General features: G+C 42.3%; 22 protein-coding genes, 1 tRNA gene, 1 rRNA gene and 4 pseudogenes. 8 read left to right on the top strand and 20 right to left on the bottom strand.

The genetic code is table 11. The annotated features are described in order from the left end of the window. Positions 1–4: 4 nt before the first annotated feature. The 5 genes and pseudogenes from NBH03_RS09280 to NBH03_RS09260 all read right to left on the bottom strand — a co-directional run bounded on the left by NBH03_RS09280 (position 5) and on the right by NBH03_RS09260 (position 5,397). Complete coding sequence (locus NBH03_RS09280) at positions 5–2,023, bottom strand: ATP-binding protein (protein WP_250799439.1); 2,019 nt, start codon at positions 2,021–2,023, stop codon at positions 5–7. A gap of 555 nt (positions 2,024–2,578) precedes the next feature. Then, a pseudogene (locus tag NBH03_RS09275) lies at positions 2,579–2,656 on the bottom strand (Maff2 family mobile element protein); the annotation flags it as partial. Between the two features lie 459 nt (positions 2,657–3,115). After that, positions 3,116–4,087 carry an alpha/beta hydrolase gene (locus tag NBH03_RS09270; RefSeq protein WP_331476103.1) on the bottom strand — a complete coding sequence of 324 codons (972 nt, stop codon included), beginning with the start codon at positions 4,085–4,087 and terminating at the stop codon, positions 3,116–3,118. Between the two features lie 2 nt (positions 4,088–4,089). Beyond that, on the bottom strand, positions 4,090–4,854 hold the full coding sequence (locus tag NBH03_RS09265) for a carboxymuconolactone decarboxylase family protein (protein ID WP_250799437.1): 765 nt from the start codon (positions 4,852–4,854) through the stop codon (positions 4,090–4,092). A gap of 3 nt (positions 4,855–4,857) precedes the next feature. Then, positions 4,858–5,397 (bottom strand): flavodoxin family protein, encoded by a 540-nt coding sequence (locus NBH03_RS09260; RefSeq protein WP_250799433.1) that lies wholly within the window; start codon positions 5,395–5,397, stop codon positions 4,858–4,860. Positions 5,398–5,502: 105 nt separating this feature from the next. Here NBH03_RS09260 and NBH03_RS09255 point away from each other — a divergent pair, with 105 nt between their 5' ends. Then, positions 5,503–5,940 (top strand): MerR family transcriptional regulator, encoded by a 438-nt coding sequence (locus NBH03_RS09255; RefSeq protein WP_250799432.1) that lies wholly within the window; start codon positions 5,503–5,505, stop codon positions 5,938–5,940. A 226-nt stretch (positions 5,941–6,166) separates the two neighbouring features. Here the strand turns inward: NBH03_RS09255 and NBH03_RS09250 are convergent, their stop codons facing one another. Then, positions 6,167–7,021, bottom strand: a complete 855-nt coding sequence (locus tag NBH03_RS09250) for a metallophosphoesterase (protein ID WP_250799430.1) — start codon at positions 7,019–7,021, stop codon at positions 6,167–6,169. 220 nt (positions 7,022–7,241) lie between these two features. On the opposite strand from NBH03_RS09250, the gene NBH03_RS09245 reads away from it, so the two are divergent. From NBH03_RS09245 to NBH03_RS09225, 5 genes are all read left to right on the top strand, one after another. Then, positions 7,242–7,991, top strand: coding sequence for an ABC transporter ATP-binding protein (locus NBH03_RS09245; RefSeq protein WP_250799428.1), 750 nt, complete (start codon positions 7,242–7,244; stop codon positions 7,989–7,991). 14 nt (positions 7,992–8,005) lie between these two features. Then, complete coding sequence (locus tag NBH03_RS09240) at positions 8,006–9,976, top strand: FtsX-like permease family protein (protein ID WP_331476102.1); 1,971 nt, start codon at positions 8,006–8,008, stop codon at positions 9,974–9,976. Between the two features lie 114 nt (positions 9,977–10,090). Next, positions 10,091–11,671 carry an ATP-binding protein gene (locus NBH03_RS15990; protein WP_250799421.1) on the top strand — a complete coding sequence of 527 codons (1,581 nt, stop codon included), beginning with the start codon at positions 10,091–10,093 and terminating at the stop codon, positions 11,669–11,671. Continuing rightward, positions 11,649–12,257, top strand: coding sequence for a response regulator transcription factor (locus tag NBH03_RS09230; protein WP_252193462.1), 609 nt, complete (start codon positions 11,649–11,651; stop codon positions 12,255–12,257). The genes NBH03_RS15990 and NBH03_RS09230 overlap by 23 nt, the downstream gene beginning before the upstream one ends. Positions 12,258–12,338: 81 nt before the next feature. Beyond that, positions 12,339–12,707: a helix-turn-helix domain-containing protein gene (locus NBH03_RS09225; protein ID WP_250799418.1), complete on the top strand. Its 369-nt coding sequence runs from the start codon at positions 12,339–12,341 to the stop codon at positions 12,705–12,707. Between the two features lie 51 nt (positions 12,708–12,758). On the opposite strand, the gene NBH03_RS09220 is transcribed toward NBH03_RS09225, so the two are convergent. The 7 genes from NBH03_RS09220 to NBH03_RS09190 all read right to left on the bottom strand — a co-directional run bounded on the left by NBH03_RS09220 (position 12,759) and on the right by NBH03_RS09190 (position 18,540). Next, positions 12,759–12,899: a hypothetical protein gene (locus NBH03_RS09220; RefSeq protein WP_250799415.1), complete on the bottom strand. Its 141-nt coding sequence runs from the start codon at positions 12,897–12,899 to the stop codon at positions 12,759–12,761. Positions 12,900–13,479: 580 nt separating this feature from the next. Further along, positions 13,480–14,844 (bottom strand): sensor histidine kinase, encoded by a 1,365-nt coding sequence (locus NBH03_RS09215; protein WP_250799412.1) that lies wholly within the window; start codon positions 14,842–14,844, stop codon positions 13,480–13,482. Beyond that, positions 14,835–15,494: a response regulator transcription factor gene (locus tag NBH03_RS09210; protein ID WP_044922413.1), complete on the bottom strand. Its 660-nt coding sequence runs from the start codon at positions 15,492–15,494 to the stop codon at positions 14,835–14,837. The genes NBH03_RS09215 and NBH03_RS09210 overlap by 10 nt, the downstream gene beginning before the upstream one ends. A gap of 69 nt (positions 15,495–15,563) precedes the next feature. Then, positions 15,564–16,379, bottom strand: a complete 816-nt coding sequence (locus tag NBH03_RS09205) for a NisI/SpaI family lantibiotic immunity lipoprotein (RefSeq protein ID WP_250799409.1) — start codon at positions 16,377–16,379, stop codon at positions 15,564–15,566. After that, positions 16,372–17,103, bottom strand: coding sequence for a lantibiotic immunity ABC transporter MutG family permease subunit (locus NBH03_RS09200; protein ID WP_250799406.1), 732 nt, complete (start codon positions 17,101–17,103; stop codon positions 16,372–16,374). Before NBH03_RS09200 ends, NBH03_RS09205 begins: the two co-directional genes overlap by 8 nt. A gap of 6 nt (positions 17,104–17,109) precedes the next feature. Further along, positions 17,110–17,835, bottom strand: coding sequence for a lantibiotic immunity ABC transporter MutE/EpiE family permease subunit (locus tag NBH03_RS09195; protein ID WP_250799403.1), 726 nt, complete (start codon positions 17,833–17,835; stop codon positions 17,110–17,112). Positions 17,836–17,838: 3 nt separating this feature from the next. Then, positions 17,839–18,540: a lantibiotic protection ABC transporter ATP-binding protein gene (locus tag NBH03_RS09190; RefSeq protein ID WP_117528056.1), complete on the bottom strand. Its 702-nt coding sequence runs from the start codon at positions 18,538–18,540 to the stop codon at positions 17,839–17,841. 375 nt (positions 18,541–18,915) lie between these two features. Between NBH03_RS09190 and NBH03_RS09185 the strand changes: the two are divergent. Then, positions 18,916–19,041, top strand: a pseudogene (locus NBH03_RS09185) (helix-turn-helix domain-containing protein); the annotation flags it as partial. Here NBH03_RS09185 and NBH03_RS09180 read toward each other — a convergent pair. After that, a pseudogene (locus NBH03_RS09180) lies at positions 19,038–19,559 on the bottom strand (relaxase/mobilization nuclease domain-containing protein); the annotation flags it as partial. The pseudogenes NBH03_RS09185 and NBH03_RS09180 overlap by 4 nt on opposite strands. A 117-nt stretch (positions 19,560–19,676) precedes the next feature. Here NBH03_RS09180 and NBH03_RS09175 point away from each other — a divergent pair. Then, positions 19,677–21,089: an ATP-binding protein gene (locus tag NBH03_RS09175; protein ID WP_250799462.1), complete on the top strand. Its 1,413-nt coding sequence runs from the start codon at positions 19,677–19,679 to the stop codon at positions 21,087–21,089. A 73-nt stretch (positions 21,090–21,162) separates the two neighbouring features. Here NBH03_RS09175 and NBH03_RS09170 read toward each other — a convergent pair. The 6 genes and pseudogenes from NBH03_RS09170 to NBH03_RS09145 all read right to left on the bottom strand — a co-directional run. Next, positions 21,163–21,333 (bottom strand): annotated as a pseudogene (locus tag NBH03_RS09170) (CD1845 family protein); the annotation flags it as partial. Then, the gene (locus NBH03_RS16215) at positions 21,251–21,685 is read right to left on the bottom strand and encodes a helix-turn-helix domain-containing protein (RefSeq protein WP_442872338.1); all 435 of its coding nucleotides are present in this window, start codon (positions 21,683–21,685) and stop codon (positions 21,251–21,253) included. The gene NBH03_RS16215 and the pseudogene NBH03_RS09170, both read right to left, overlap by 83 nt. Before the next feature lie 523 nt (positions 21,686–22,208). Beyond that, on the bottom strand, positions 22,209–22,601 hold the full coding sequence (rpsI, locus tag NBH03_RS09160) for a 30S ribosomal protein S9 (RefSeq protein WP_015515108.1): 393 nt from the start codon (positions 22,599–22,601) through the stop codon (positions 22,209–22,211). Positions 22,602–22,632: 31 nt separating this feature from the next. Beyond that, a complete protein-coding gene (gene rplM, locus NBH03_RS09155) occupies positions 22,633–23,067 on the bottom strand; it encodes a 50S ribosomal protein L13 (protein ID WP_015515107.1) in 435 nt (144 codons plus the stop codon). Between the two features lie 397 nt (positions 23,068–23,464). Further along, positions 23,465–23,539 (bottom strand) — tRNA-Pro (locus NBH03_RS09150). 180 nt (positions 23,540–23,719) lie between these two features. Then, positions 23,720–23,902, bottom strand: a 23S ribosomal RNA gene (locus NBH03_RS09145); the annotation flags it as partial.

The following is a 23,902-nucleotide window of genomic DNA, read 5'->3' as shown; positions in this document are numbered from 1 at the left end:
TCTATTATAAATATTTCATCATTGTTGGCACAAGAATGTTCATATCAACAGGCTTTGCAACATGAGCATTCATTCCAACAGAAAGAGCCTTTTGTGTATCTTCTGCGAAAGCATTGGCCGTCATCGCAATAATTGGGATACTGGCTTTTTTCGTATCCTTCATCTTTCGAATAGTTAATGTAGCGTCATATCCATTCATAATCGGCATCTGGATATCCATAAGGATCATCTTGTAATAATCAGCATCAGCTTTTTCAATCATATCGACGCATGCAACACCATCATTGGCGGTCTCAACAATACATCCTTCTTCCGTCAATAGTTCCGTTGCGATTTCTGTATTGATCTCATTATCTTCGACTAATAAGATTCGAACACCGTTCAAGCATTTTTTCTCGCACAGATTACTATTTTTCTTCACCAAAGAATCGGCTTCTGACGCTTTTCTGCAAGGAATAGTTACTGTAAATGTGGAACCTTTACCCTGCTTACTTTTCACTTCTATTGTGCCATCCATGAGCTCTACAAGCTTTTTCGTGATGCCCATTCCGATGCCACTGCCCTCAATATGACTGGATGTAGTGTTACGTTCTCTTTCAAAAGTTTCAAAAATACGCTTTTGGAATTCTTCAGACATACCAATCCCATTATCGGTAATGGTAATGATCATATTGCACCAGTCTTCTTTTTCACAGGATTTCTGTACAACATTACAGGATATCCTGCCTCCTGTATTTGTATACTTTATTGCATTGCTTATAATATTAAGACAGACTTCTGACAGGTGCGGTACATCCATATAAACATACGGATATATAATTTGTTCTGTCAGAGAGAGTGTCTGATTTTTACTTTCTGCCTGTTGTTTGAACATAATGACACAATTTTCAAAGCACTCATGGACATTTGAAACAGTGTATTCCATTTCGACTTTATTATTTTCAATTCTTGCAAGATCCAAAACATTACCAAGCATCGACAGAAGTTCTTTTCCGCATATTTGAATTTCTTCAAGATATCTGCCAAGTTTATCTGTTTCCTGCAAATGTCTGGACGCCAGTTCTGCATAACCAATGATTGCATTCATAGGAGTTCTGATATCATGAGACATATTATACAGAAATGATGATTTTGCTTTATTTGCACATTCTGCTTTTAATTTAGCTTCCCGTAATTCTTCCTCTTGTCTTAATTCCCGCATTTTTTCATCTGTCACATCTCGATTCGCAAACAGCACAGATGTAACATTTCCATTTTTATCATAACTCTGAGGAACAACCATAGAAAGAAACCATGATCCATTCTTCTCTTTGAATTCGGAAGATATTGATTCTTTATTATGAAGCCGTGCCGCCATGGTTTGTATATCAAAAAAATCTATATACTTCTGCACAAACGGCTCTGCTATAGTATCTTCGATAATCTTGAACTGAGGATCCCAATCTGCAGTATTGTCTTTAATACCCTTATCCATTTCTCGAGAGCTTTTGACAAGTTCTATTTTCTTTGTTTTTAAGTTCAGCCTTGAGATATGATAATAGGCAGTACCTAATGCCTGAAGTGCCTGCTGGGTTTTCTTCACCTGCTTTCCTAATGTAACAGGGAACTCTTCACCGTCCATCTGCTCCAAATCTGGTGTTGACTGATGCAGATGCTGAACCAGCCATTTCCCATTCGTCCACTTATAGATAATCGTAAATCTTGTCTCCATTTTAAAACAAATAGAACCATCTTTAAACAGACCAGTAAAATCTACTGTTCCGTGTGCAAGAACATGGTCATCATCAAGCCATTCTTCTTTCTGATGTAAATTTTGTACTTCAAGTCTGATTTTACCTCTCCGTTTTACATCAAATTTAAATGATTCTAAAAACTCATGCAGATTCGTGAATAACTCATGTTTCCCAGTTCCAATCAGACTAATATTTTCATCAAAATAATTCTCTATACCAAAATTATCTACTGATTCGGCATTAATATATACTTTAAAAAGTTGCTCTGTGAGTTTTTTGAAATCATCCATACGCTTCCCTCGTGCTTAAAAAGTCTTAAGTGGCTTTAAGTTTTCTGTTTTATTTCTAAAGTTTATCCACTTTTCATTCTCTTCCAAATATTCCGAATATAAATGTCAAATTGTTTTCTTTATTATAGCACAGCGACATATTATTCTGCCATCTTTTTTCAAAAAAATAGCAAGGTCTCCAATTTCAATCAGAAACCTGGCTATGTAAAAAGGGCGGCTCACCGCCGCCCTCATCGTTAATATTCTGTGCTCAATAGAAAATCTGCAATGTGCATACTCTTAATGCCTTGGTAATTTCCTCCGGCAAATTCATCGGTTCTCAAAACATACTTCGGATAGTTATCTCGGATTTCCAGCAGCCGTTCATATTCGCGCTTTTCTGTTTTTTCGGATTTAATCTCCTGTGTGACCTGCACATACAACCGGTCATTAATACCGCAAGCGCATAAAAAATCAATAGGTTTTGCGATTATAAACCGCAACTCCTATTGGTTTCCATCGACTTTTTCGGATTGTGTCGAATTCTGTTTCCTTGCAGTTTCAGAATACCGTAGTTTAACCAAAAAGTCCAGAAAGCAGCGGCACCAGAGTTGTGCCGATCAGTGCCACGCCGCCAGCCATCAGCTGTTTCATCCACAATTAGCCCAACTTATGACGCTCAAGCATGGAACGACAATCTTTTGCTTTCATTTTACAAAAGTCCGTCTTGAAATTTTTAACACTTCCACTTTTGGTCAGTTCCATCGCAGTTCGCACGTCTGTACACCGAACCAACTCATCCTCCAAATTCAAAACTTGTGGAAAAAATGATTTTCAGCTTTCCGCAATACCGGGTGAGAAGTTTCAAGTTCTTTTTAAGGTTTGATGTCTGTGGCACATCAGTATCAAATACCAAAACGACAGTCGTTCCCGCCTGAATAGATTTCCAACTCGTCCAAAAGTGAATCCTGCGTAAACGAGGCAAACACATCATTCTCGACCGCACAGCGTAAAGAGTCTGTATTTCGTTTCAGTACATCCGATGCAGAAGCAGCCGAAACCTGATATACACCTTCCTCCAGATGCTTACGCCAAAACACATAATATGCCGCTTTATCTCAAATACTCCGTAAAGAATGCGTTGAGCTTTTCAAACGGAATGATGTCCATCTGATCGTAAAGGTCAGTGTGGTTTGCACCGGGGATAATGAGCAATTCCTTGTTATCGCCGGTCAGCTTGCTGTACGCTGTTTCGCTGAAATAGCGTGAGTGCGCTTTCTCTCCGTGTACCAGCAGCACAGCAGAGTGAATCTCGCTGCTGTATTGCAAAATCGGCATATTCAGGAACGACAGCGAGGATGTCACATTCCAGCCGTTATTAGAGTTCAAGCTGCGGGGGTGATAGCCTCGGGGCGTTTTATAGTAGGCGTAATAATCCTTCACAAACTGTGGTGCGTCCTCCGGCAGCGGATCGACCACACCGCCTGCCAGAGCATAGGTACCGTTTTTGTAATCTACAGTGCGCTGTGCATTCATGGCTTTTTTCTTCTCATAGCGTGCCTGCTCAGAATTCTCAGCATCAAAATATCCGTTGGCAGTTACACGGGTCATGTCGTACATGGTCATTGCCGCGGTAGCTTTGATGCGGGTATCAATGGCAGCAGCGTTGATTGCCATACCGCCCCAGCCGCAGATACCGATGATACCGATACGCTCGAAGTCCACATTCTCCTGCACGGAAAGGAAGTCTACCGCTGCGCAGAAATCCTCGGTGTTGATGTCCGGCGAAGCGACATAACGGGGTGTACCGCCGCTCTCGCCGGTGTAGGATGGGTCGAAGGCAATCGTCAAGAAGCCAAGCTCCGCCATTTTCTGCGCATACAGACCGGAGGACTGCTCCTTTACCGCACCGAACGGACCGCTGACGGCAATAACAGGCAGCTTGCCCTCTACGCCCCTCGGCGTGTACATATCCGCCGCCAGTGTGATGCCGTAGCGGTTGTGAAAGGTTACTTTCTTGTGATCCACCTTGTCGCTTTTCGGGAACACCTTGTCCCATTCCTGTGTCAGATTCAGTTTTTCCATATTCAGACCTCCTTGCCTGATGCCTTAAAATATACTGTGTTGTCCACGGCTTCCAACCATTCATTAGAGGTTTCGTCCCCCGGAACCTCTACCGCCAGATGAGAGAACCAGCTATCCGGCGCAGCACCGTGCCAGTGCTTGACGCCCACAGGGATATTTACCACATCGCCGGGGCGCAGCTCCTGTGCCGGTTTGCCCCATTCCTGATAATAACCTCGACCAGCTACACAGACGAGGATCTGTCCGCCGCCGTTTTTCGCATGATGAATGTGCCAGTTGTTGCGGCAACCGGGTTCAAAGGTCACATTGTAAATACCGACCTGCTGCGTAGATAGAGGTGCAAGATAGCTTTGTCCGATAAAATATTTCGCAAAGGCGTCATTGGGTGCGCCAATAGGAAATACCATCTCGTTCTGGTGTTTTGCTTTTGCGTCGGCGGCATCGTCCTCCGCCCATACCTCCTTTGCCATACGGAAGGCCGCCCATGCCTTGGGCCAGCCCGCATAAAATGCCGAATGTGTCAGGATCTCCGCAATTTCCGTTTTGGTCACACCATTGTTCTTTGCAGTTGTCAGGTGGTACTGAAAGGACGAATCCGTCAGCCCTTGCGCCATCAGCGCCACCACTGTTACAATGCTACGGTCTCGCAGGGAAAGCTTGTCTTCCCTGCTCCACACCTGCCCGAACAGTACATCATCATTCAATTCCGCAAATTTGGGAGCAAATTTTCCCAAAGCCTCTCTGCCTGCCGTTTGTTTAACTGCCATGGCTCACACCTCCTTGCCCATCTGATAAGCTTGCTCCAATGCAATATGACCTGCGATCTCTCCCACGCCGTTTACGCCGCCTGCAAACACTGTGCCAGCCAGCGCACAGCGTGGGAAGCAGTCTACCCAACCCTGCACAGCTTTCTCTGTGCCCGCAAAGGTTTCCGGTGCGTCCTCTGCCGCTGTTGCCAGCAAATAGACTTTCGTAAAGGCGTAATCCGTATCGAACAATGGGTTGGCACGATCCAGCATAGTCTTGAGCTGACCGCTGACGCAGTAATAGTAGACGGGTGTTGCGAACACCAGCACATCCGCATCGTGCATTTTGGCGGCAATTTCCACGGCATCGTCCTGAATGACGCAGTGCCCCAACTTCAGGCAGGCAAGACAGCCCTTGCAGAAGCCAACCTGTTTTTCCCGCAGATATACGGTTTCTACCTGATTGCCTGCCTCCCGTGCGCCCTTGGCAAATGCTGCCGCCAGCGTTTCGGAGTTGCCGCCCTTACGGGGACTTGAGGAAATGATTAGTACCTTTTTATTCATCGTAGAACACTCCTTGCATTTTTATATTCTCTGTGGTATTCTCATGGTATCACCTAAACCTGACTTTAGGTCAAGATATTTTTGAAAATTTTGGGAGGGAAATTTATGTATTCAATTGGACAGGTGGCAGAGATGTTCGGATTGCCTATCTCCACGCTGCGCTATTATGATAAACAGGGACTTTTTCCGAACATGGAACGGGTGTCCGGCATCCGCAAATTCGGTGACACGGAGATTGAAGCACTCCGGGTCATTGAATGCCTGAAAAAGGCTGGCATGGAGATCAAGGACATCCGGCAGTTCATGGATTGGTGTGTAGAAGGGCCGTCCACCTACCCGCAACGCAAGGCACTGTTTGAGGAGCAACGGTCGCACATGGAGGCAGAGCTTGAGCAGATGAATCGCACTCTGGATATGCTGAATTTCAAATGCTGGTACTATGAGCAGGCAATCAAAGACGGCAGTGAGGACAGACTAAAGTCACTGATTCCCGACCACTTGCCGGAGGAAATCCGAAAAGCATATGAAAACGCGCATAGCTAACCTTTCCGTATTCCGTATTGTCTGATTTTGTCGATTTGTTGTGATAAACTATACAACACTCCTGATTGCATGAGAATCAGTCTGAAAATCAAAAAGAAACGGCGGCTCTGAAAATCAAAGCCGCCGTTTCATAGGCGCGTGAAAATGTGTCTGCTCTGCGACGGCTTTTTTTCTTTTGCCGTCGCGCGGCAGACTGTTTTATAATTCGGTTTTCTATAAATTTGTCTTAACAGTCCATATTGAGAAGTTCAATTACAACGACTTCCGGGCGATTGTTAAAACGGATGGGAATAATGCTGTTACCTAATCCACGGCTAACAATCATATTTGTACTGCCACTTGTATATAGCCCTGCGTCATACTGTGGAAATAGCCCTTGATTGGGTGCGATCAACCCGCCGATAAATGGCAAGCGGAATTGACCGCCGTGTGCGTGTCCGCTTAAAACCAAATCAATATTGCAATGTACATAGCTTTCAAACAATTCTGGCCGGTGCGACAGCAAAATGGTGTAGCTATTTTCATCATCAGCAAGATTATTCAGCTTTGTACTAACCATAGCCGGGACTTCTCCGAATATATCTCCTTTTATCGTAAAATCGGGGTCAGAAAGTCCAATAAGCGATATTGCTTCTTTGCCATGGTTTAATTGTACGGCATCATTGTCAAGCACAGTTACGCCAATGGTTTCAAGTCCTGCTTTGAGTTCATTATACTGTGAAAGGCTTGCTTCATGGTTTCCTGTTACATAATAGACAGGAGCAATCTTAACCGCTTCTTTTGCAAAATCAAGAGCTACACCAATATCCGTATGCCCTGCGTCCACTAAATCCCCCGTTATTGCAATAATGTCCGGTTTACTTTCTGACAGCAATTCCAGCAACTTTCTATTGTCTTTCCCAAATTCTGCGTTGTGCAGGTCTGATACCTGTGCTATTCGGAACCCGGAAAATGCGATAGGAATACGGCTACTTGAAATTTTTATGTTACTTACCGTCAACGCCGTATTACCCCAGATCAAATAAACGAGTAGGGCAAAAAATATTGAGCTTATTACGCATAATTTAAGATGTTTTTTCATGTTTCCTCTTTTCCCATCCTCCGTAATTATCTCTGCTGTACGTCGGCTTTTTCTTTTGTCGCCGTCCGTCAGATATGGTTTTTTCTATTTTATGAATATCATATCAAGGAAGGACAAATCCAGCATGAGTAAATCACGCATGTTTTCTGCGTGATTTACTCATGCGCTTTTTTACTGTGTTCGATATACTGCCTGTGTACATTGAAAGGAGCGAGCAATTATGAGTACACTATTGGAAGTAAAAGACATCACCAAAATCTATCCAAACCAGCCGAAACCAGGACTGGATCATGTTTCTTTTGAAGTAATGCAGGGTGAATTTCTCGGTATTATGGGAGCTTCCGGCTCCGGCAAAACAACGCTTTTGAATGTGCTATCCACTATTGATATTCCTACAAGCGGCAGCATCCGCATGGGAGGGAAAAAAATTCAAGAGCTTAGTCAAACACAGGCAGCCGATTTTCGTAAGAATAATCTCGGCTTTATCTTTCAAGAGTATTTTTTGTTGGACAGTCTGACTGTGCAGGAAAATATTGCAGTTCCCTTGACTTTGCTCCATGAAAGCGCAAAGACGATTGATAAAAAAGTGATGGAGCTTGCGGAACTGTTCGGAATTGCTTCACAACTGAAAAAATATCCCAGTGAATTGTCTGGCGGTCAACGGCAACGTGTAGCGGCGGCTCGTGCAATGGTAAAACGCTCGCCGTTAATTTTTGCAGACGAACCCACCGGGGCATTGGACAGCAGTTCAGCAACGGAACTGCTCTTTGCCCTCTCAGAAGTCAATCAGGCTTTAGGGACAACAATTTTAATGGTAACACATGACCCGTATGCGGCAAGCTATACAGATCGCATTTTGTACTTTAAGGACGGGCATATCATTTCCGAATTGAAACGGTGTAACAGGGAACGCCGTGAATTCTATGAGGAAATCATGCAAGAAACCGCCAGACAGGACGAAAAGCGTTAAGGGGGGGTGGCAACATGAAATTATCCGCAATCGCCTTAAAAAATCTGAAACGGAACTTTTCGTTTTATTTCCTGTACCTTTTTTCCGTTTCTTTTGTCTTGATGATTTACTTCTGCTTTACTTCATTTTCCATGAACCAGATCATCATGGAAAAAATATCTTCGGATGGCAGAGTGGAAACCATGTGCCGGACAGTAGCAGTATTCATCATGGCATTTGTCATTTTTTATATGTTCTATTCCAATAGTTTTTTTATGCGGCGACGTATGAGAGAATTAGGGATTTATTCGCTACTTGGGTATCGAAAATCAACTATATTGAAATTACTGATCTTTGAAAATGTAATGATCTGCTTTGGCGGTATGATTCTTGGGATTCTGACTGGCAGTATTCTCCACAAAATCGTAATCGCCGGAATTGTGACCCTTTTGGAAATATCCGTAGATCAAAGCGCAATCCCTCTAATTTACCCGGCAGCAGTAAAGGGAATCCTTTCCTTTGTAATCGTCGTGCTGATTACACTTACACTTTCTAACGCAAGTCTGCTCCGAAAATCTACCCTGCTTGATTTGGTGCGACTGGAAAATAAAACGGAAAAACCGATCCATCCCCATGCAATAACAGCGATATTGGGTGTCGGATTTCTCAGCGCAGGGTACGGCCTTGCATTGGACATTATGCGGGGAAAGCAGTCATTGTGGAATACCATTGGATTTTCTCCTATTGCCATGCTGACACTTCTTTGTGTTGTGGCAGGAACGATTCTGTTTATGTACTCATTCCTACCCTATGTCTGTCAGAAAATCCGGCAGAAAAAAAGCAGACTTTACCATGAAGATACCATTATTGTAGTGCCAAAGTTTATGCACCGCATCCGTTCTAATGCGAAATCACTGATTCTGCTGATCCTGCTGACAGCGGGGACGCTGGCGGTCTTTGGCTCGACGGTTCTTTCTATGTGGTATCCATACCAATCTTTCCGGCGCATTATCCCCTCTGCCATTGAATACCGAGTGACAAATGAGCAGGAAAAGGAAATCTCTTTGCAGGCTTTACAGGAGGCTTGCGACGAACAGGAATACGAAGTTTATGAAACGATTATTTTCAAAGTAAAAGCAACTTCTGATCGTCTGCCGACAGAATACTGTATCAGTGAAGATAAGGGGCGTATTCCCGGATTTGAATGTATCAGCCGGACAGACTATGCCACCCTGCTTTCTCAGCAGGGAAAGAAAACGGATATTCCAGAATTATCAGATACGGATTGCATTTTAATCAAATACTATCCAGACCATGAACATTCTGACATGGGAGCCTCGTATCGTCTGGACTTTGGAACAGGAATAACCGATGTAACAGTAAAACAGACAAGCATTGATAATCCTATTGGCTTTTCAAACAGTGTTGGAACGCTGATTTTGTCGGATAACCTTTATCAAAAAATGCGTGACAGTACCATAGATAGAGTTTCGGTTATCAGTATTAATGGTGAAAAAATGCGCTCTAATGAAACTGCCTACACAGCTTTGAAAGCGTCTATGCCGGACAACATTTATCTGGCAAGCGCATGGCAAAGAGAAAGTACCTTTGTCCGCGATGCAAGTTCCACTTTTTTGCTAATTTGTTTTACTACGATTATTTTCTTAATTGCTACGGGCAGTATTCTTTACTTTCAAAATATTTCGTCCGTAACCTATGACAAACCGGACTATGAAATCATGCTGAAAATGGGATATAGTCACACAATGATTAAAAAATGTGTGCGTCGGCAGATACAGATTTATTACGGTATTCCCTATGTTATTGGATCGCTGCACAGCATTTTTGCGATGATTTGTTATAAGTCTGCACTGATGGACGATCTACTCGGACGGAACAGTGCCGTTGTTGCGCCGATCCTTTTGGCGGTGGCGATCTTCTCCATTATCTATGCTATCTATTACCAGCTAACAAAACGTTCCTGCTATAAAATTGCCTTGATATAAAGCGGCGGCTGGCACTTTCATCAGTGTCAGCCGTTGGTTTATTCAAAAATATTTTGGAATAGTAACCTTGAACTCATTGGGAAAGGACAGTACAATATTAGAAAAGGAATGGGGGTGGAAAATACGAAAAGCACATATTTCTCAAGACAGATTATTTGTGTGTTGAATCAATTTGCCGTGATCATTTATCTCGGCTTTATAGCGTACAACGGACATTATATAGAAAGCAATTACCTTGTTCATTTTCTATCTTTGTCGCTCTTGTTTTTTGACGCGGCGTATATCTCATATAAGAATGTAAAATGTAATAAGGTTCTGAACCACTTTTCCTTATTGTTATTGTTGCTGGGCTGGCAATTCTTATTGTACCTGTTTGATTTCCGGCCAATATCCAAAGCGGTTTCCATGCTGTTGTTGCCTGTCTGTTTTTATCAGTCAGCATATTTCATACAGACATTTTTATTTCAGAGTTCCGCCTATCGGGGGCAAAAAGCGCTGCTTGCTTTTTTGAAAATTTCCTGCGTAACAGCAATTATTTGCTTCTTCTTTTCAGATAGGGCTTTTTTCACAGCCTACCAACTGCAATTTTTTATCTCGACACTGGCTCTTGCTGTCGTTGGTATCATACAGAGAAAACGAATTGTCTTTGTGCTGAAAAGTCAAAGGAAACGTCTGCTTTTTCCACTGGCTCTTGTAGTAATTCCATTTGTAATATACCTTTTCGTTTTTCACAGGGAAGCGGAATATATGGCAAGCATGGGGAGCTACATCCCCGTTATGCTGGCATTTGTATGTATTCATAGTATCGTGTTCCAATACCATCCACAGCAGGTACAATTTTTAACGCTGTCAGGGGGATATATCGTTGCTCTGGTTTTTGTCGGATTGGTTGGACTTGTTGGAATGGCATATCTTTTTCAAATCCCACTTATGGCAATTTTGATGAGTGTTTACATAGTGGTTCTGCTGGCACAGGTTTACAATATCCTTTTGTATGTGCGGATTTGCAGACAGCCGACCAACTATAATAACCCCACGGATCGTCAGCACTTCTACGCCTATTCACTGGAACAGATTAAACGGGAAGAAAACTTAAAAAAAGATTTTTCCAACTATTTGCACGATAATATTTTGCAAAACTTGCTTTCCATCAAAAACATGTTATGTAAAGCAGAACAGCCAGAGATAAGGAGGTTACTTCTCGATACGTTGACAGAATTAAATGCTTCCATCCGTTTTCAAATGCAGACTTATCACCCAAATCTGGTAAAAAGTCTGACCTTAAAGGAAAATATTCAAAATCTGCTTGATTCAATGGAAGAAAACCATTCTGCAAATATATGTTTGGACTGCGATAAAGATGTATTTCTTGTAGAGCCATATAATGTACTCATCTATCGAATGATAAAAGAACTGGTAACAAATGCGTTAAAACATTCCTCCGCAACGACAATCGATGTGCTGCTGATGCAGGAGGACGGACGCATTACCCTAAAGGTGACGGATAATGGTATTGGGTTCAAACCGTTCACTTATAAGTCAGGTTCACATCAGGGGCTTGCTTCTATTGGGGAACAGGTCAGTTTATTAGATGGCACTATGAACATCCAACCCGCTACTGGCGGCGGAACGGCAGTTGTCATTTCTATGCCTATGAACGGAGGTGATTCGTATGAAAATTTTGTTGGTCGATGACCATATACTTTTTGCCAAAAGTCTTTCGATTGCCCTGTGTGATAATCCAGAGATTGAGCAATTTTCCAGTACAAAGGATATTCAAAATTTGGAAAAACAAATTGCCACAGAACTACCAGATATTTTACTGATTGACATTAACTTAGGAGGACTGACAGACGAGGACGGTTTAATGCTCACACAACATTTGTTGGAGCGTTTTCCAGATCAAAAAATAGTCATTCTTTCTGGCTATAATCTTCCTGTTTATCGCAAAGAAGCAAAGAGGATCGGTGCAAGAGGGTTTATCAGTAAGGATGTAGAACCAGATGAGTTATTGCACATTTTATTGACCATCAAAGATGGGGCAACACACTTCCCACGGGAAGAAGTATTTATAGAAGAGCTGACAGACGGAGAGAGAAAAGTTCTCGAATTGGTTGCATCAGGAGTTAGGCGCCGCGAAATCGCTGAACAGCTTTTTATTAGTGAACGAACAGTATCAAATCATTTGCAACATATTTTTGAAAAATTGCAAGTTAGCTCTACCGTTGAGATGATAACAAAAGCTATTAAGCTCGGATATATTGCTCAATCGGTAATATGAAATATAAAGTTTAGAACAAGCACATATCGCAACATTCCACAGGCAGACTATGAAATATAGAATGTATGTGGATGATGCAATATGGCAAAAATCGAAGATTGCCCCGGTTTTGAAACTTTCGGTGCGGATGTAAAAGAAGCACGGAAGGCGAAGAACCTTGCACGAAAAGATTTAGCCGAAAAGATGAATATTGATACCAGGTATCTTGCCAACATTGAAAACGAGGGCACGATCCCCAGCCTGCCGGTCATCATACAGCTTGTAAAAATCTGCGGCCTGCCGATGGAGAGATATTTCAATCCAGAGGTCATGCGAGAGGAAAGCGAGCTGCGCCAGCGGGCCGGACAGAAGTTGAAACTCTGCCCGGAACAGTATTTGCCTATCGTGGAAGGTGCCATTGACGGGGCCTTAAAAATTGAAAAGCCGAATGAAGAAACGGAGGTTGTCTGAACATCCTCTGTTTTTCTTATTTTGCGGGCATTTTTGGACTTCTGCAACGCTTTATAAGTAGAGATAAGATACGGTATCACGGTGCCTCTGCATTTCCCGAAGGTAGTCGATTGCTTCATGGTACAGTACCAGCTTGCAGTAAGCATCGAACTGGCACCGCTCGCCATAGTCATTGCGGGGGATCATATCCATCTTTTCACCCCCTTTCCTGGGGGAATGAGGTGGGTTTCTCCCTTTCCGCTAACAAGGCGAACGCAAATCCGCTCGCTACCCGCTAAAAGCCTCCTTTTTGAAAATTTCTCAAAAATTTTTTTCGAGGCGGGCTTGTCCTCGGAAAACAGCAAAAAGCGCCCAGCAAGTCGCAACGGACCTGCTGGACGCAGAAATGTTTTATAAAGAAGATTGCTTACATGGTATAGTTCATATCCAAATCCGGACTGCTCCGATGGAGGGGCTACGCTTTTTTTAGCTGGTGCAGATCATGGATACTGCGAAAAAGAGAAAAGGACACGGCAAAATAACCTCCAATCGGCTACCGTGTCCCTGCAAGTCGTCATAGGATTGTGTAAACGCAAAGAAACGGCGGCTCTGAAATCAAAGCCGCCGTTTCAAATGGGCGTGTCAAATTGTCTGCTCTACGACGGCTTTTTTCTTTTGCCGTCGTCCGGCAGATTGTAGTTTTATTCTTTACCCATATGCTATATGGAAAGTTTGTAGATTTCATAAAGATTTGAAAAAATAATGAGCGATACCACAGTACCGCCCACTACTTTTAATATGGAATTTTGATAATAACCTGTGCGCCGCCAGTCTTTTTAGAATTGCTTAAAACAAGCTGCCAGCCATGTTGCTTGATAATGCTGCTTGTGATATAAAGTCCCATACCAAAGTGCATATTAGAAGTACGACTTTTGTCGCCCATGAAAAACTGTTCCTGTGCATGATGTAGAGCCTCCGGTGTGAAGCCGCCTCCCTCGTCCGTTATAGATATATGCAAAAAGCAGTCCGTTTTTTGCACCGTTACATAAATTGTCCCCTGTGGTGGAGAATAGTCTAACGCATTGCTTATCACATTCATAATTGCCCGTTCCAACAGCAGCTTATCCGCCTTGAGTGTGCCCAGGTTAACCCCCGTTTCCAGTTGCAAACAAATTCCTTTGGTAAGACATAAAGAGCTTGCCTGCGCTTTAATCTGGCCCATGTAATCAGCTATATCAAATTTCTCCAAATGAAGCTGATACCCGGCGATTGTCCGGGAAATGTCAATTAACGCTTTAATATAAATGCCTATCCGCTCGGAGCTTTCAGTGATGTAACTCGCATATAGACGTTGTTCGTCGTCAAGCTCCGTTTCATTTATCAAATCAATATTTCCTTGAATGACGGTCAGAGGTGTTTTCAAATCGTGAGCGAGTGCTGCAATCTGTTCTCTCTGTAACTGTTCCGCGTTCCATTGCTTCTCTAAAGATATTTTCAGATTATCTTTCATATTTGCAAAAGAACAAAGTACATCCTCAAATTCTTTGATTTTTGAATGTCCCACTTCATAATCAAGATTTTGTTCTGCTACCTGCCTTGTCGCTTCAAAAAGCGGAGAGAGCTGCGTCCGCATATTTTTTGCAAACTTCGCTATCAATATCACGCATACTGCAATACAGTTGATTGCTATAAAAATATAAAGTAGAATTTCCGGTGAGGGAAAATGCTCATAAAGCCATTCATTTGTAAACTGTGAACCTATGTAATATTGCAGCACTACATATTCATTTTCGCGGGTCACAAGCAAATACTGTTTGTTGAGGTTTGTATTTATCTGCCCAGATATTGCGTATTCCATAGCCCGGTCCAAATCGTCGCCCTCTAAGGTCGTTTCCGTCACTTGATAATTTTTATCCAGCACCAAATATTCACAGCCCATAGGAAGCTGCACATCTGCCAAATCCGGCGTTGCGGCAATAACAGGAGCAAGATCTTTTGTGCAGCGTTCTGAATAATCCGCATAGGTAATAAGTCCTGTACTGGTTCCAGCTAAAATAAGACTAAATGGTATTGCCACCGCACCTATTAGTCCAATCAACAGCATACATAAGAATTTCCAAAAAGACGCTTTCAGTGATGTTGTTTTTTTCATTCCCATTTATATCCAATCCCCCAGACTGTCGCTATCGGCTGAATATCCAGTTTGTTCAATTTTGACCGGATATTCTTGATATGAGTAGAAATCGTAGAATTATCACTGTCGCCCTCTAAGCTGAAAACAGCTTCGTAAATCTGTTCTTTTGAAAATACCTGTCCTTTATTCCTTGCAAGATATTCACAAATCAGATATTCGCTTTTCGTTAAGGCAACAGGCGTGTTATCTACCCGTAATTCTTTTTCAGATAAATCAATTTTTATGCGGTCAAAGGTAAGTGCGGTATGTCGTTCCCTACGTTCACGCCGTAGGTGGGCGTTTACTCTCGCCCGCAATTCTGCAATACGAAATGGTTTTGTCAGATAGTCGTCTGCTCCCAGACCAAGCCCAAATGTGATGTCATGCTCCATTGTCTTTGCTGTCAGAAAAAGAATAGGACAGTCTACAAGGGAACGAATTTTATCACAATAGGAAAAGCCGTCTACATCTGGCATCATAATATCCAGTATAATCAAGTCATATCTGTTCAGCTTATCAAGCGGTACCTGTGCAGCAGAGGTATAAGTGGTCACAAAATGCCCATCCTTTCGCAGCCCGTTTTTGACAAGCTCTAAAATAGCCCGTTCATCATCAATCATAAGGATCGCCGCCATATTGTTGCCTCCTTTCGTTGTCCTTTTTAGTATAGCACAAGCTCCAAGGGTAAGAAGGTAGGAAAGCTGTCATTGTCGCTTTGCAATATAGTAGTTATCATTTACATTGACCGCAACCGCTTCCGCTTTATCGGTTCCGTAAATCTCATAGACATCTGTGTAAAACCAAGACTCTCGCCCCTGTCTGTCATTTTCCCCGTACCAGTCAATCTTGCTTAAATCTTCTTTTGACAAAGGGATTTTCGTTTCTGTATCGAATGTAACACTTTCAGCGAGAATATCAATGTAGCTGCCTAATTCATCATCTGATACCATATCAGACGTTACTTGATAAACCGTCCCGCCCCAAAGAAGTTGTGTCGCATTTTCTGGATTGACTTCAAAGCTGTCATTTATAGATTCTTCTGTTTTCTTAAAATCAAAAACAGTATCGCTATCTTTGACATTTTCGCTGATAACAGCTTTATGATACCCTCCGTTTACATCTACAATAAGATAATCGTCTGCGTTAGGAGCCGCATATACATTGAGAAAAGGAATAATGTAAGCGGCTTCTGGTGCTTTCTCCGCCAAATCCGCTAAGGATTGAAAAGTTGCCGGTTCAACATTTTCTTGCAGCAATATTTTTCCGTTCTCGTCTATGGCGGCAAGCTGCCGGATATATCCAATCCATTCTCCAAGCCCGCCATTTGATACGGTATCTGCCAAAATGGTGTAATCGTTACCTTTATAGGAAAAACGTGTTACATTTTCCGTATTCAAATAACATTGTTCCTTGTCACTGGAATATTCTTCGATTCTGTCCTGTAAAGTACAGCCAGCAAGAGCCACACAAACGATAAAGGTAAACAGCAGAAGTAGCATTATTTTTTTGCTTTTATTCATAATTTTTTCTTCCCTCCCAATGAGAAAACCATAATAAGGTCAGCAATAAGCCGCCTGTCGTTAATGCTGCAATCCATATTTTTTCTGTTCCATAGTTGAAAATTTGTCGGCTCAAAATATCCTGTACCCAATTCATAGACCATGCAAAGGGGATATACCGGGCTACACCTTTCAGCTCAATATTGCTATATAAGATACATTGCAGACTTTCAAACACGCCCCAAAACAGGGATAACCCTAATCCAAATTTGAAGCTAAGGAACAGGTGCAAGATGTATATTATAAAATTACAAAAGGCCATCCCGGCGGCGGCTCCAATGAGCATTCCGAGCTGCACTGTATCAGCCATTCCCAAAAGATGTATGCCAATCACAAATAACAGGAACAGAAAGAACAATGCAAATACCCCTGAACCATAAAGATAAGTTAATTTTGCAAGCATACTTTTGTGTCTGTTTGGTACAGCAAGCAGCGTTTGGAAGTGTGAAGCCTTTTCTTCCAGTGCAACGTTCAGACCAACAATAACGCTTATCAACACCGGAAAAAACGTTGTCGTAATTTCCAATATCATTTTGAGCTTTTTACTGTCTGCGGTGCTGGCATACAGGGAATAGTAAGCAAGAAATAACAATGCCCCCATAACAGGTACACAAAAATGAATAGCCCAAAACGATGTATGCTTCGTTTTTTCCTGTTCAGAACGAAGCGCATAAATAAACCCCATTTCTGTCTACCTCCCTTTGGAAAAATCCTTTGCGTCGGCATAGGATAAAATAAGAAACAAGAGTATTGACAACGAAATGGAAATCATAATGGCTATAGAAAATCCACAATTCCCCGCATAAGTTCCGTTCATTTCAATTCCCATAAGTGGCTCTGCCAGTTTTGCTGCCCAACAATACGGTACAAACCACCATGCTATTGTATTTCCTAATGCGGTAGCAGTAGATAGGACAATCCCAAGTATTGTATTTAACACAATCGTCACAAACATTCCCGTTTTGCGTGCTAAGTACAGACACAAAGGGATTTGCCAGACAGACGCAAGGATAATTCCGATACTTCCTGTAATGCTGTGTAAAAGAGAATATACTGCCGTTGCCGGAGCAATGATATTACTGATAGAAATAAGCAATGCTAAAAATATCGCTGAAACAAGCAGTTTTTCGACTAAGATAATGCCCTTGGCAAATTCAAATCTCGAAAGATTTACAGGCATAGAAAATACCGAATAGTATTTCCCGGCGTTTTCTTCTTTTCTGTGTGACAAAGAACACAAAATTGCGATTGCTCCCGGAAGCAGGAACGCATACCACCAGTAAAGCGTCATGTACTGATACCCTATATATCCACCCATAAGCCATGCAAAAATAGCCGTAATTAGCGGAACAATGAAAATCAGTTTGTTCGATATTGTCCTCTTGAATTTCAAATGTTCTGATTTTAGATAGTCCATGCCTTAACCCTCCCTGTGATTGCTTTTTACAACGTCCATAAAAAGATGTTCCAAATTTTCGTTTGCATTAAGTTTCCCCTCATAGCCTAAGACGCCGCCCGCAATAATGCCGATGTGGTCAGCGGTCTGTTGTACCTCGGAGAGAATATGACTTGATAAAATAACGGTAATACCCTTTGCAGGAAAGGAACGGATAAGCTCTCTAAGTTCTTCAATCCCAATCGGGTCAAGCCCGTTGGTTGGTTCATCAAGTATGAGCAGCTTCGGGTTGTTTAGTAATGCAACTGCAATTCCAAGACGCTGTTTCATACCAAGAGAAAACTGTCCGGCTCTTTTCTTGCCTGTTTCCGTCAGCCGGACGATTTGCAGCACTTCGTCAATCCGCTTATCTGTCAGCCCTAAAATAGTAGTCCTTACTTTCAGATTTTCATAGGCAGTCAAATTTTCATAAAGCGGCGGCATTTCAATTAACGCTCCAATATGGTTTAAGTCGCTGCGTTTCCATGCGTGGCCGTCAAACTCAATACTCCCAGATGTGGGCCTCAAAATACCTGTTATCATTTTGAGTGTTGTAGATTTTCCGGCTCCATTTGGTCCTAACAATCCATAGACGGAATTTCTTTCAATGTTCAGCGATATGTTATTTACGGCTGTCTGCCCGTTGAACGATTTGCAGAGATTTGTTGTTTTCAAGATTATACTCATATTTTGTACTGTCCTTTCTTTTGGTTTCAACAAGAGGATACAAGGGAAATTTGAAGATTTCATAAAGATATTAAATTTTAATCTGCATAATCAAACCTATTAAATGGCCAAATATAGATAAGGCGCAAGCCCCTGTGCTGGAAACATTTTGAGACCTTGCGCCCTTTGTTATTCTATCCTAAAAATACTTTGCCAGTTGCTTCAGACCACACCGAATGCTGTCACAGATACAGGTAAGTTTGCATCCTTCATTACTCTTTAATGGAATTTGTATCCTCAGTTTTATAATCGGTATAATCAAGCCCATTAACCGGCATAATAAGGTCATTCCATCACATAAACCGGAACGATACAATATTATTGAGGTGAACGATTATGCCGATTGATGATTTGACTGCTTTGGGGCAAAAAATGCGGGAAGCCCGAGAAAAAAAAGACCTGACACAGCAAGAGCTTACGGATCTGAGCCATGTTTCTGTAAAGCAAATCGCCAATATCGAAAATCCGTGAGGTTTCGGATTCTCTACAATGGACAGTTCATTCTCAATACAGATGGTGTCACTTAGCCGGCGAACCGCCTTGGTGCTGCCCCAAAAGTTTCGGAACTTCCGGTCATATTCTAAGCTGACCGATGACCAGATAATGTGATTATGAATGTGCGACTTGTCTATGTGAGTGCAGACCACAAAGGCATGATTCCCCTTGGTGAATCGCTTGGCAAATTCCACACCCAGCCTGTTTGCTTCTTCCGGGGTAATCTCACCGGGACGGAAGGACTGGCGCACATGATAGGCGATCACATCATCTGCGCCACGCACTCGTCCGGTAGCGGCAATGTATTGCCTCTTTGCCAGAAGAAACTCTGCATCCGCAGTCCGGCTGTCACACGCATAGCTGGTAATGAGCTTGCCGTTATCTGTTTTCTGTGGGTTTGCTACATAGTCGATGATGTCACTGATCGCCCGACTTTCTGTGCGGCCCTTGCCAACATGAAGCGGCATGATTCTTGTAGTTGCCATAATAGAAGGCCCTCCTCTCAAAATATTTTCTCTGAACTCTTTGTTCCTATCGTTGAAATAAACTCTCCTTATGGGTATAATATAAAGAAACTACCATTACCTCAAAGGAGGGATTTTATGATAGAACAGCTCATTGCTGAAGCAACCGAATGTGATTTCAAAGTTGCACTTGAAATAAAGAAACCCAAAAGCTGGTTAAAAAGTGTCAGTGCCTTTTCCAATGGAATCGGCGGCACTCTGTTTTTCGGGGTCTCTGATGACCGGAAACCTATTGGCTTGTCCGATGTTCAAAAGGATGCTGAGGCGATCAGCCGCTTAATCAAAGAACGAATCACACCATTACCTCAGTTTATCTTAAAACCATTACCGGAAGATGGTAATAATCTATTAGCTCTGGAGGTTTCTCCCGGCCGCAGCACCCCATATTATTACAAGGCAGACGGCGTGATGGAAGCATATATCCGTGTTGGAAATGAAAGCGTAATTGCCCCGGATTACATTGTAAATGAATTGATCTTAAAGGGAACCAATCAGTCCTTTGATACCCTAACAACAGGTGCGGTAAAAAAGGATTACAGCTTTACACTTCTGGAAGCAACCTATCTGGAACGAACCGGTCTCCGCTTTGAGCCATCCGATTATGTTTCCTTTGGGTTGACTGATAAAAATGGACTCCTGACCAATGCCGGAAAACTCATGACCGATCAGCACACGGTTTATAACTCCCGTATGTTCTGTACCCGGTGGAATGGCTTGGAAAAAGGCTCTATCTTTGATGATGCACTGGACGATAAAGAATACGAAGGGAATCTGATTTATCTACTGAAAAGCGGCAGTGAATTTATTCGCAATAATTCCAAAGTCCGTTTTGTCAAAGAGGCACAGTATCGTGTAGACAAGCCGGATTATGCTGAACGAGCTGTGACAGAGGCTCTTGTTAATGCGCTTATCCATCGTGATTATATTGTGCTTGGCAGCGAAATCCATATTGATATGTTTGATGATCGGGTGGAAATCACATCTCCTGGCGGTATGTTTGGCGGCGGCTCAATTCAGGAATACGATATTTACAGTATCCGTTCCATGCGACGAAACCCTGTGATTGCTGACCTGTTCCACCGCATGAAGTACATGGAACGCCGTGGAAGTGGCCTACGCAAAATTGTCAGTGAAACTGAAAAGCTGCCTGGATACACAGAGGCATATAAGCCCGAATTTTCCTCAACAGCGACAGATTTCAGAGTCATCTTGAAAAATGTAAACTACAACTTAGAGGGTGATACCCACCAAGTTATCCACCAAGTTACCCACCAAGATATTGAACTATCAACGATGTCCAAACAGATTTTGGCTTTTTGCACAACACCAAAATCCAAGAAAGAGCTTGCAGTATTTTGCGGCTTCAAAGATTTAAGAAACTTCACTTTGAAGCATATCAATCCGCTTTTAGAATCCGGGCAATTAGAAATGACTATTCCCGATAAACCTAAAAGTCGCAATCAAAAATATATTACAGTTCGTTCCGAATAAACAGAGAAGCAGGGCATTGGGTCTCATCTCCCATTGTCCTGCTTCTTTTCATTCCAAATTATATTCACATCATTTACCCATACACCCAATCCTGGATCGCAAATTTCAAACTCTGCACCTTGCCCAGCAGCCAGATCGCAGCCAGCGGCAGCCCCATCGGGCTAATCAAAAATGCCATAACCAGCAAAATTGCACCATTCTGCGGGGAATAGGTAATAAGCACAGCCACGCCAAGCAGAGCAATTGGGTTCATAATCCCTAAGTTCTCTATTGGCATTATACAATGAAATCCAGTTTTGTAGTGTAACATGTGCAGGAATCCCATATCTGGCGCATAAATCGGTAACAGATCCCTCCCCGTCGATATATCTTTGAACCATTTCGGTTTTAAACTCTTTGGAATAGGAGTGATTAGCTGTAACAGGAAAGATGGCTTCTATCCCTCCATTCTGATATGCCAGTATCCAGTCCCTTATGGTTCGTGTGCTTTTAATAGATAAATCTACCATAATTTGAGAGACAGAACGTATTCCGTTCAGATAATCCTCAACAGCAGAAATTTTTTCTTCAACCGTACATTTGGGTTTTCTTCCCATAAAAATACCTCCAAAGTAGATTTTAGTTATTTTCCTTATCTACTTTAGAGGTATCATATCATTATTTGTTACTGAGTGCCTGCATTAGAATCGTATTTAATTGTTCAGATTTGGTCAGATTATGCCAAACCCTCCAGCGAAAAATCCGGTGTCTGAGAGTACCAAAATCACCCTCAAAAATATCCCCGAAATTGCTCTCTGGTTGTCCTATTTTTTAACCACTAAGGCCGTTTTTTGACCCCATTTTTGCCGGTTGTCCTATATTTAACCACTAAAAATTGGGTGAAAACGGCTCTCGTTTGGTCAAATCAAGTCAAACTATATCAGCCCGTTTAGGTATAAGAAAACCCCGGAAAACCTTGATTTTCCGGGAACATTCGCCTTGCTTCCCTCGAAAAACCTTCGGTTTTCCTCGGTCACGGGCTTCGCCCTATGACGTCAAATGAAAAAAAGCTCCGCCTCATGCAAGCATGGGCGAAGCTTTTCATATTTGACGTCGCATGGCTCATGGCCATCGCGTAGATTATCGTTTGCTGAACTGCGGAGCGCGACGAGCTGCTTTGAGACCGTATTTCTTACGTTCTTTCATACGTGGATCTCTTGTCAGGTAACCAGCTTTCTTAAGAGTTGGTCTGAATTCAGCGTCTGCTTTCAGTAATGCACGAGCGATACCGTGTCTGATAGCACCAGCCTGACCTGTGAAACCGCCGCCGTGAACATTAACTAATACATCGAATTTCTCTAATGTTTCTGTTGCAACAAGTGGCTGTCTAACAACAACTTTTAATGTTTCAAGACCGAAATATTCATCGATATCTCTCTTGTTGATTGTAATCTTACCTGTACCTGGTGTAAGGTATACTCTGGCAATACTCTTTTTTCTTCTACCTGTTCCGTAATATTTTACTGAAGCCATTATTCTCTCTCCTTCCGATGTAATTCATTAATTAATACTTGAGTTCAAGTACTTCTGGTTTCTGAGCTGCATGGTTGTGTTCAGGACCTGCATATACATGAAGCTTCTTGATCATAGCTCTTCCTAATGGTCCCTTTGGAAGCATACCCTTAACTGCTAATGTAATAACATCTTCAGGTTTCTTAGCCATTTTTTCTCTTAATGTAGCTTCTTTCATACCGCCTACATAATCAGAGTGGCTGTAGTAGATCTTCTGATCCATCTTCTTACCAGTTACTTTAATCTTGTCAGCATTGATTACGATTACATAATCACCTGTATCTACGTTTGGTGTAAATGTTGGTTTATTCTTACCTCTCAGGATTGCTGCTACCTGTGAAGTTAAACGTCCTAATGTCTGATCTGCAGCGTCAACTACATACCATTTTCTTTCAATTGTTGCCGGGCTGGCTACAAAGCTTTTCATAGTGAACCTCCTTATTCGTGTATCTAATCGTATAAGAAATACTAGCTCCCTGATGTAAATGTCCGAAAACATCAAAGCTCACTTTCATCTGTTGATCTCGTCAATCACAACAAACGTCCAACAATCAGATATTTTCTAAAAAATATATTGTTCAAATACCCCACCGGGGCTATTGGCGAAGTATTTTTAACCATACTGTCACAATTACTTATTATATTGCAAATATTTTTATCTGTCAATGTTTTTATTGCGTATTCTTAGCAATTTTTTATTTTAATTTTTCGCCCTCTCATATACCTAAATAGATACATCCTTTTGATTGAAAGGCAAAAAAAATACCAGAGTCCTCTTACTATTTTATTAATTATAAAAATAGAAGAAACATCTCTGGAAAAAGTCGGGGTGACAGGATTCGAACCTGCGACCTCTTGATCCCAAATCAAGCGCTCTAGCCAAGCTGAGCCACACCCCGATATAAAGCATTATAAAATAAAAACCATGCACCTTCAAAACTGCATATCATAAAACACTCTGCCTTTTAGAACCGCTCTCTTAACTCTGGCTCTTTTCGGGTATGTTCTCTTCGCTCCGCTCTGAGAACGACCTTCGAACTAAACTCAGTCTCCACTGCGTTCCGCCTTCGTTAAGGTCTCAGGTCAAGCCCTCGACCGATTAGTAACAGTCAGCTCCGGACATTACTGCCCTTCCACCTCTGCCCTATCTACCTCGTCGTCTTCAAGGGGTCTTACTTCTTTCGAATGAGAGATCTCATCTTGAGGGGGGCTTCACGCTTAGATGCCTTCAGCGTTTATCCCGTCCGGACTTGGCTACTCTG

It is taken from the genome of Coprococcus intestinalis (assembly GCF_023656595.1).
In the GTDB taxonomy this organism is placed as follows: Bacteria; Bacillota; Clostridia; order Lachnospirales; family Lachnospiraceae; genus Coprococcus_A; species Coprococcus_A intestinihominis.
The sequence above is the reverse complement of the archived record's forward strand: the minus strand, read 5'-3'. Positions and strand labels throughout refer to the sequence as shown.

Bases quoted from the DNA above. Each gene is read 5' to 3' on its own strand.
- NBH03_RS09280 (WP_250799439.1), bottom strand. From the start codon at position 2,023: ATGGATGATTTCAAAAAACTCACAGAGCAACTTTTTAAAGTATATATT.
- NBH03_RS09240 (WP_331476102.1), top strand. From the start codon at position 8,006: ATGAAATTATCCGCAATCGCCTTAAAAAATCTGAAACGGAACTTTTCG.
- NBH03_RS09270 (WP_331476103.1), bottom strand. From the start codon at position 4,087: ATGGAAAAACTGAATCTGACACAGGAATGGGACAAGGTGTTCCCGAAA.
- NBH03_RS09200 (WP_250799406.1), bottom strand. From the start codon at position 17,103: ATGGGGTTTATTTATGCGCTTCGTTCTGAACAGGAAAAAACGAAGCAT.
- NBH03_RS16215 (WP_442872338.1), bottom strand. From the start codon at position 21,685: ATGGGAAGAAAACCCAAATGTACGGTTGAAGAAAAAATTTCTGCTGTT.
- NBH03_RS09210 (WP_044922413.1), bottom strand. From the start codon at position 15,494: ATGGCGGCGATCCTTATGATTGATGATGAACGGGCTATTTTAGAGCTT.
- NBH03_RS09215 (WP_250799412.1), bottom strand. From the start codon at position 14,844: ATGGGAATGAAAAAAACAACATCACTGAAAGCGTCTTTTTGGAAATTC.
- rplM (WP_015515107.1), bottom strand. From the start codon at position 23,067: ATGAAAAGCTTTGTAGCCAGCCCGGCAACAATTGAAAGAAAATGGTAT.
- rpsI (WP_015515108.1), bottom strand. From the start codon at position 22,601: ATGGCTTCAGTAAAATATTACGGAACAGGTAGAAGAAAAAAGAGTATT.
- NBH03_RS09250 (WP_250799430.1), bottom strand. From the start codon at position 7,021: ATGAAAAAACATCTTAAATTATGCGTAATAAGCTCAATATTTTTTGCC.
- NBH03_RS09175 (WP_250799462.1), top strand. From the start codon at position 19,677: ATGATAGAACAGCTCATTGCTGAAGCAACCGAATGTGATTTCAAAGTT.
- NBH03_RS09220 (WP_250799415.1), bottom strand. From the start codon at position 12,899: ATGGATATGATCCCCCGCAATGACTATGGCGAGCGGTGCCAGTTCGAT.
- NBH03_RS09225 (WP_250799418.1), top strand. From the start codon at position 12,339: ATGGCAAAAATCGAAGATTGCCCCGGTTTTGAAACTTTCGGTGCGGAT.
- NBH03_RS09205 (WP_250799409.1), bottom strand. From the start codon at position 16,379: ATGAATAAAAGCAAAAAAATAATGCTACTTCTGCTGTTTACCTTTATC.
- NBH03_RS09245 (WP_250799428.1), top strand. From the start codon at position 7,242: ATGAGTACACTATTGGAAGTAAAAGACATCACCAAAATCTATCCAAAC.
- NBH03_RS09195 (WP_250799403.1), bottom strand. From the start codon at position 17,835: ATGGACTATCTAAAATCAGAACATTTGAAATTCAAGAGGACAATATCG.
- NBH03_RS09230 (WP_252193462.1), top strand. From the start codon at position 11,649: ATGAAAATTTTGTTGGTCGATGACCATATACTTTTTGCCAAAAGTCTT.
- NBH03_RS09190 (WP_117528056.1), bottom strand. From the start codon at position 18,540: ATGAGTATAATCTTGAAAACAACAAATCTCTGCAAATCGTTCAACGGG.
- NBH03_RS09260 (WP_250799433.1), bottom strand. From the start codon at position 5,397: ATGAATAAAAAGGTACTAATCATTTCCTCAAGTCCCCGTAAGGGCGGC.
- NBH03_RS09265 (WP_250799437.1), bottom strand. From the start codon at position 4,854: ATGGCAGTTAAACAAACGGCAGGCAGAGAGGCTTTGGGAAAATTTGCT.
- NBH03_RS09255 (WP_250799432.1), top strand. From the start codon at position 5,503: ATGTATTCAATTGGACAGGTGGCAGAGATGTTCGGATTGCCTATCTCC.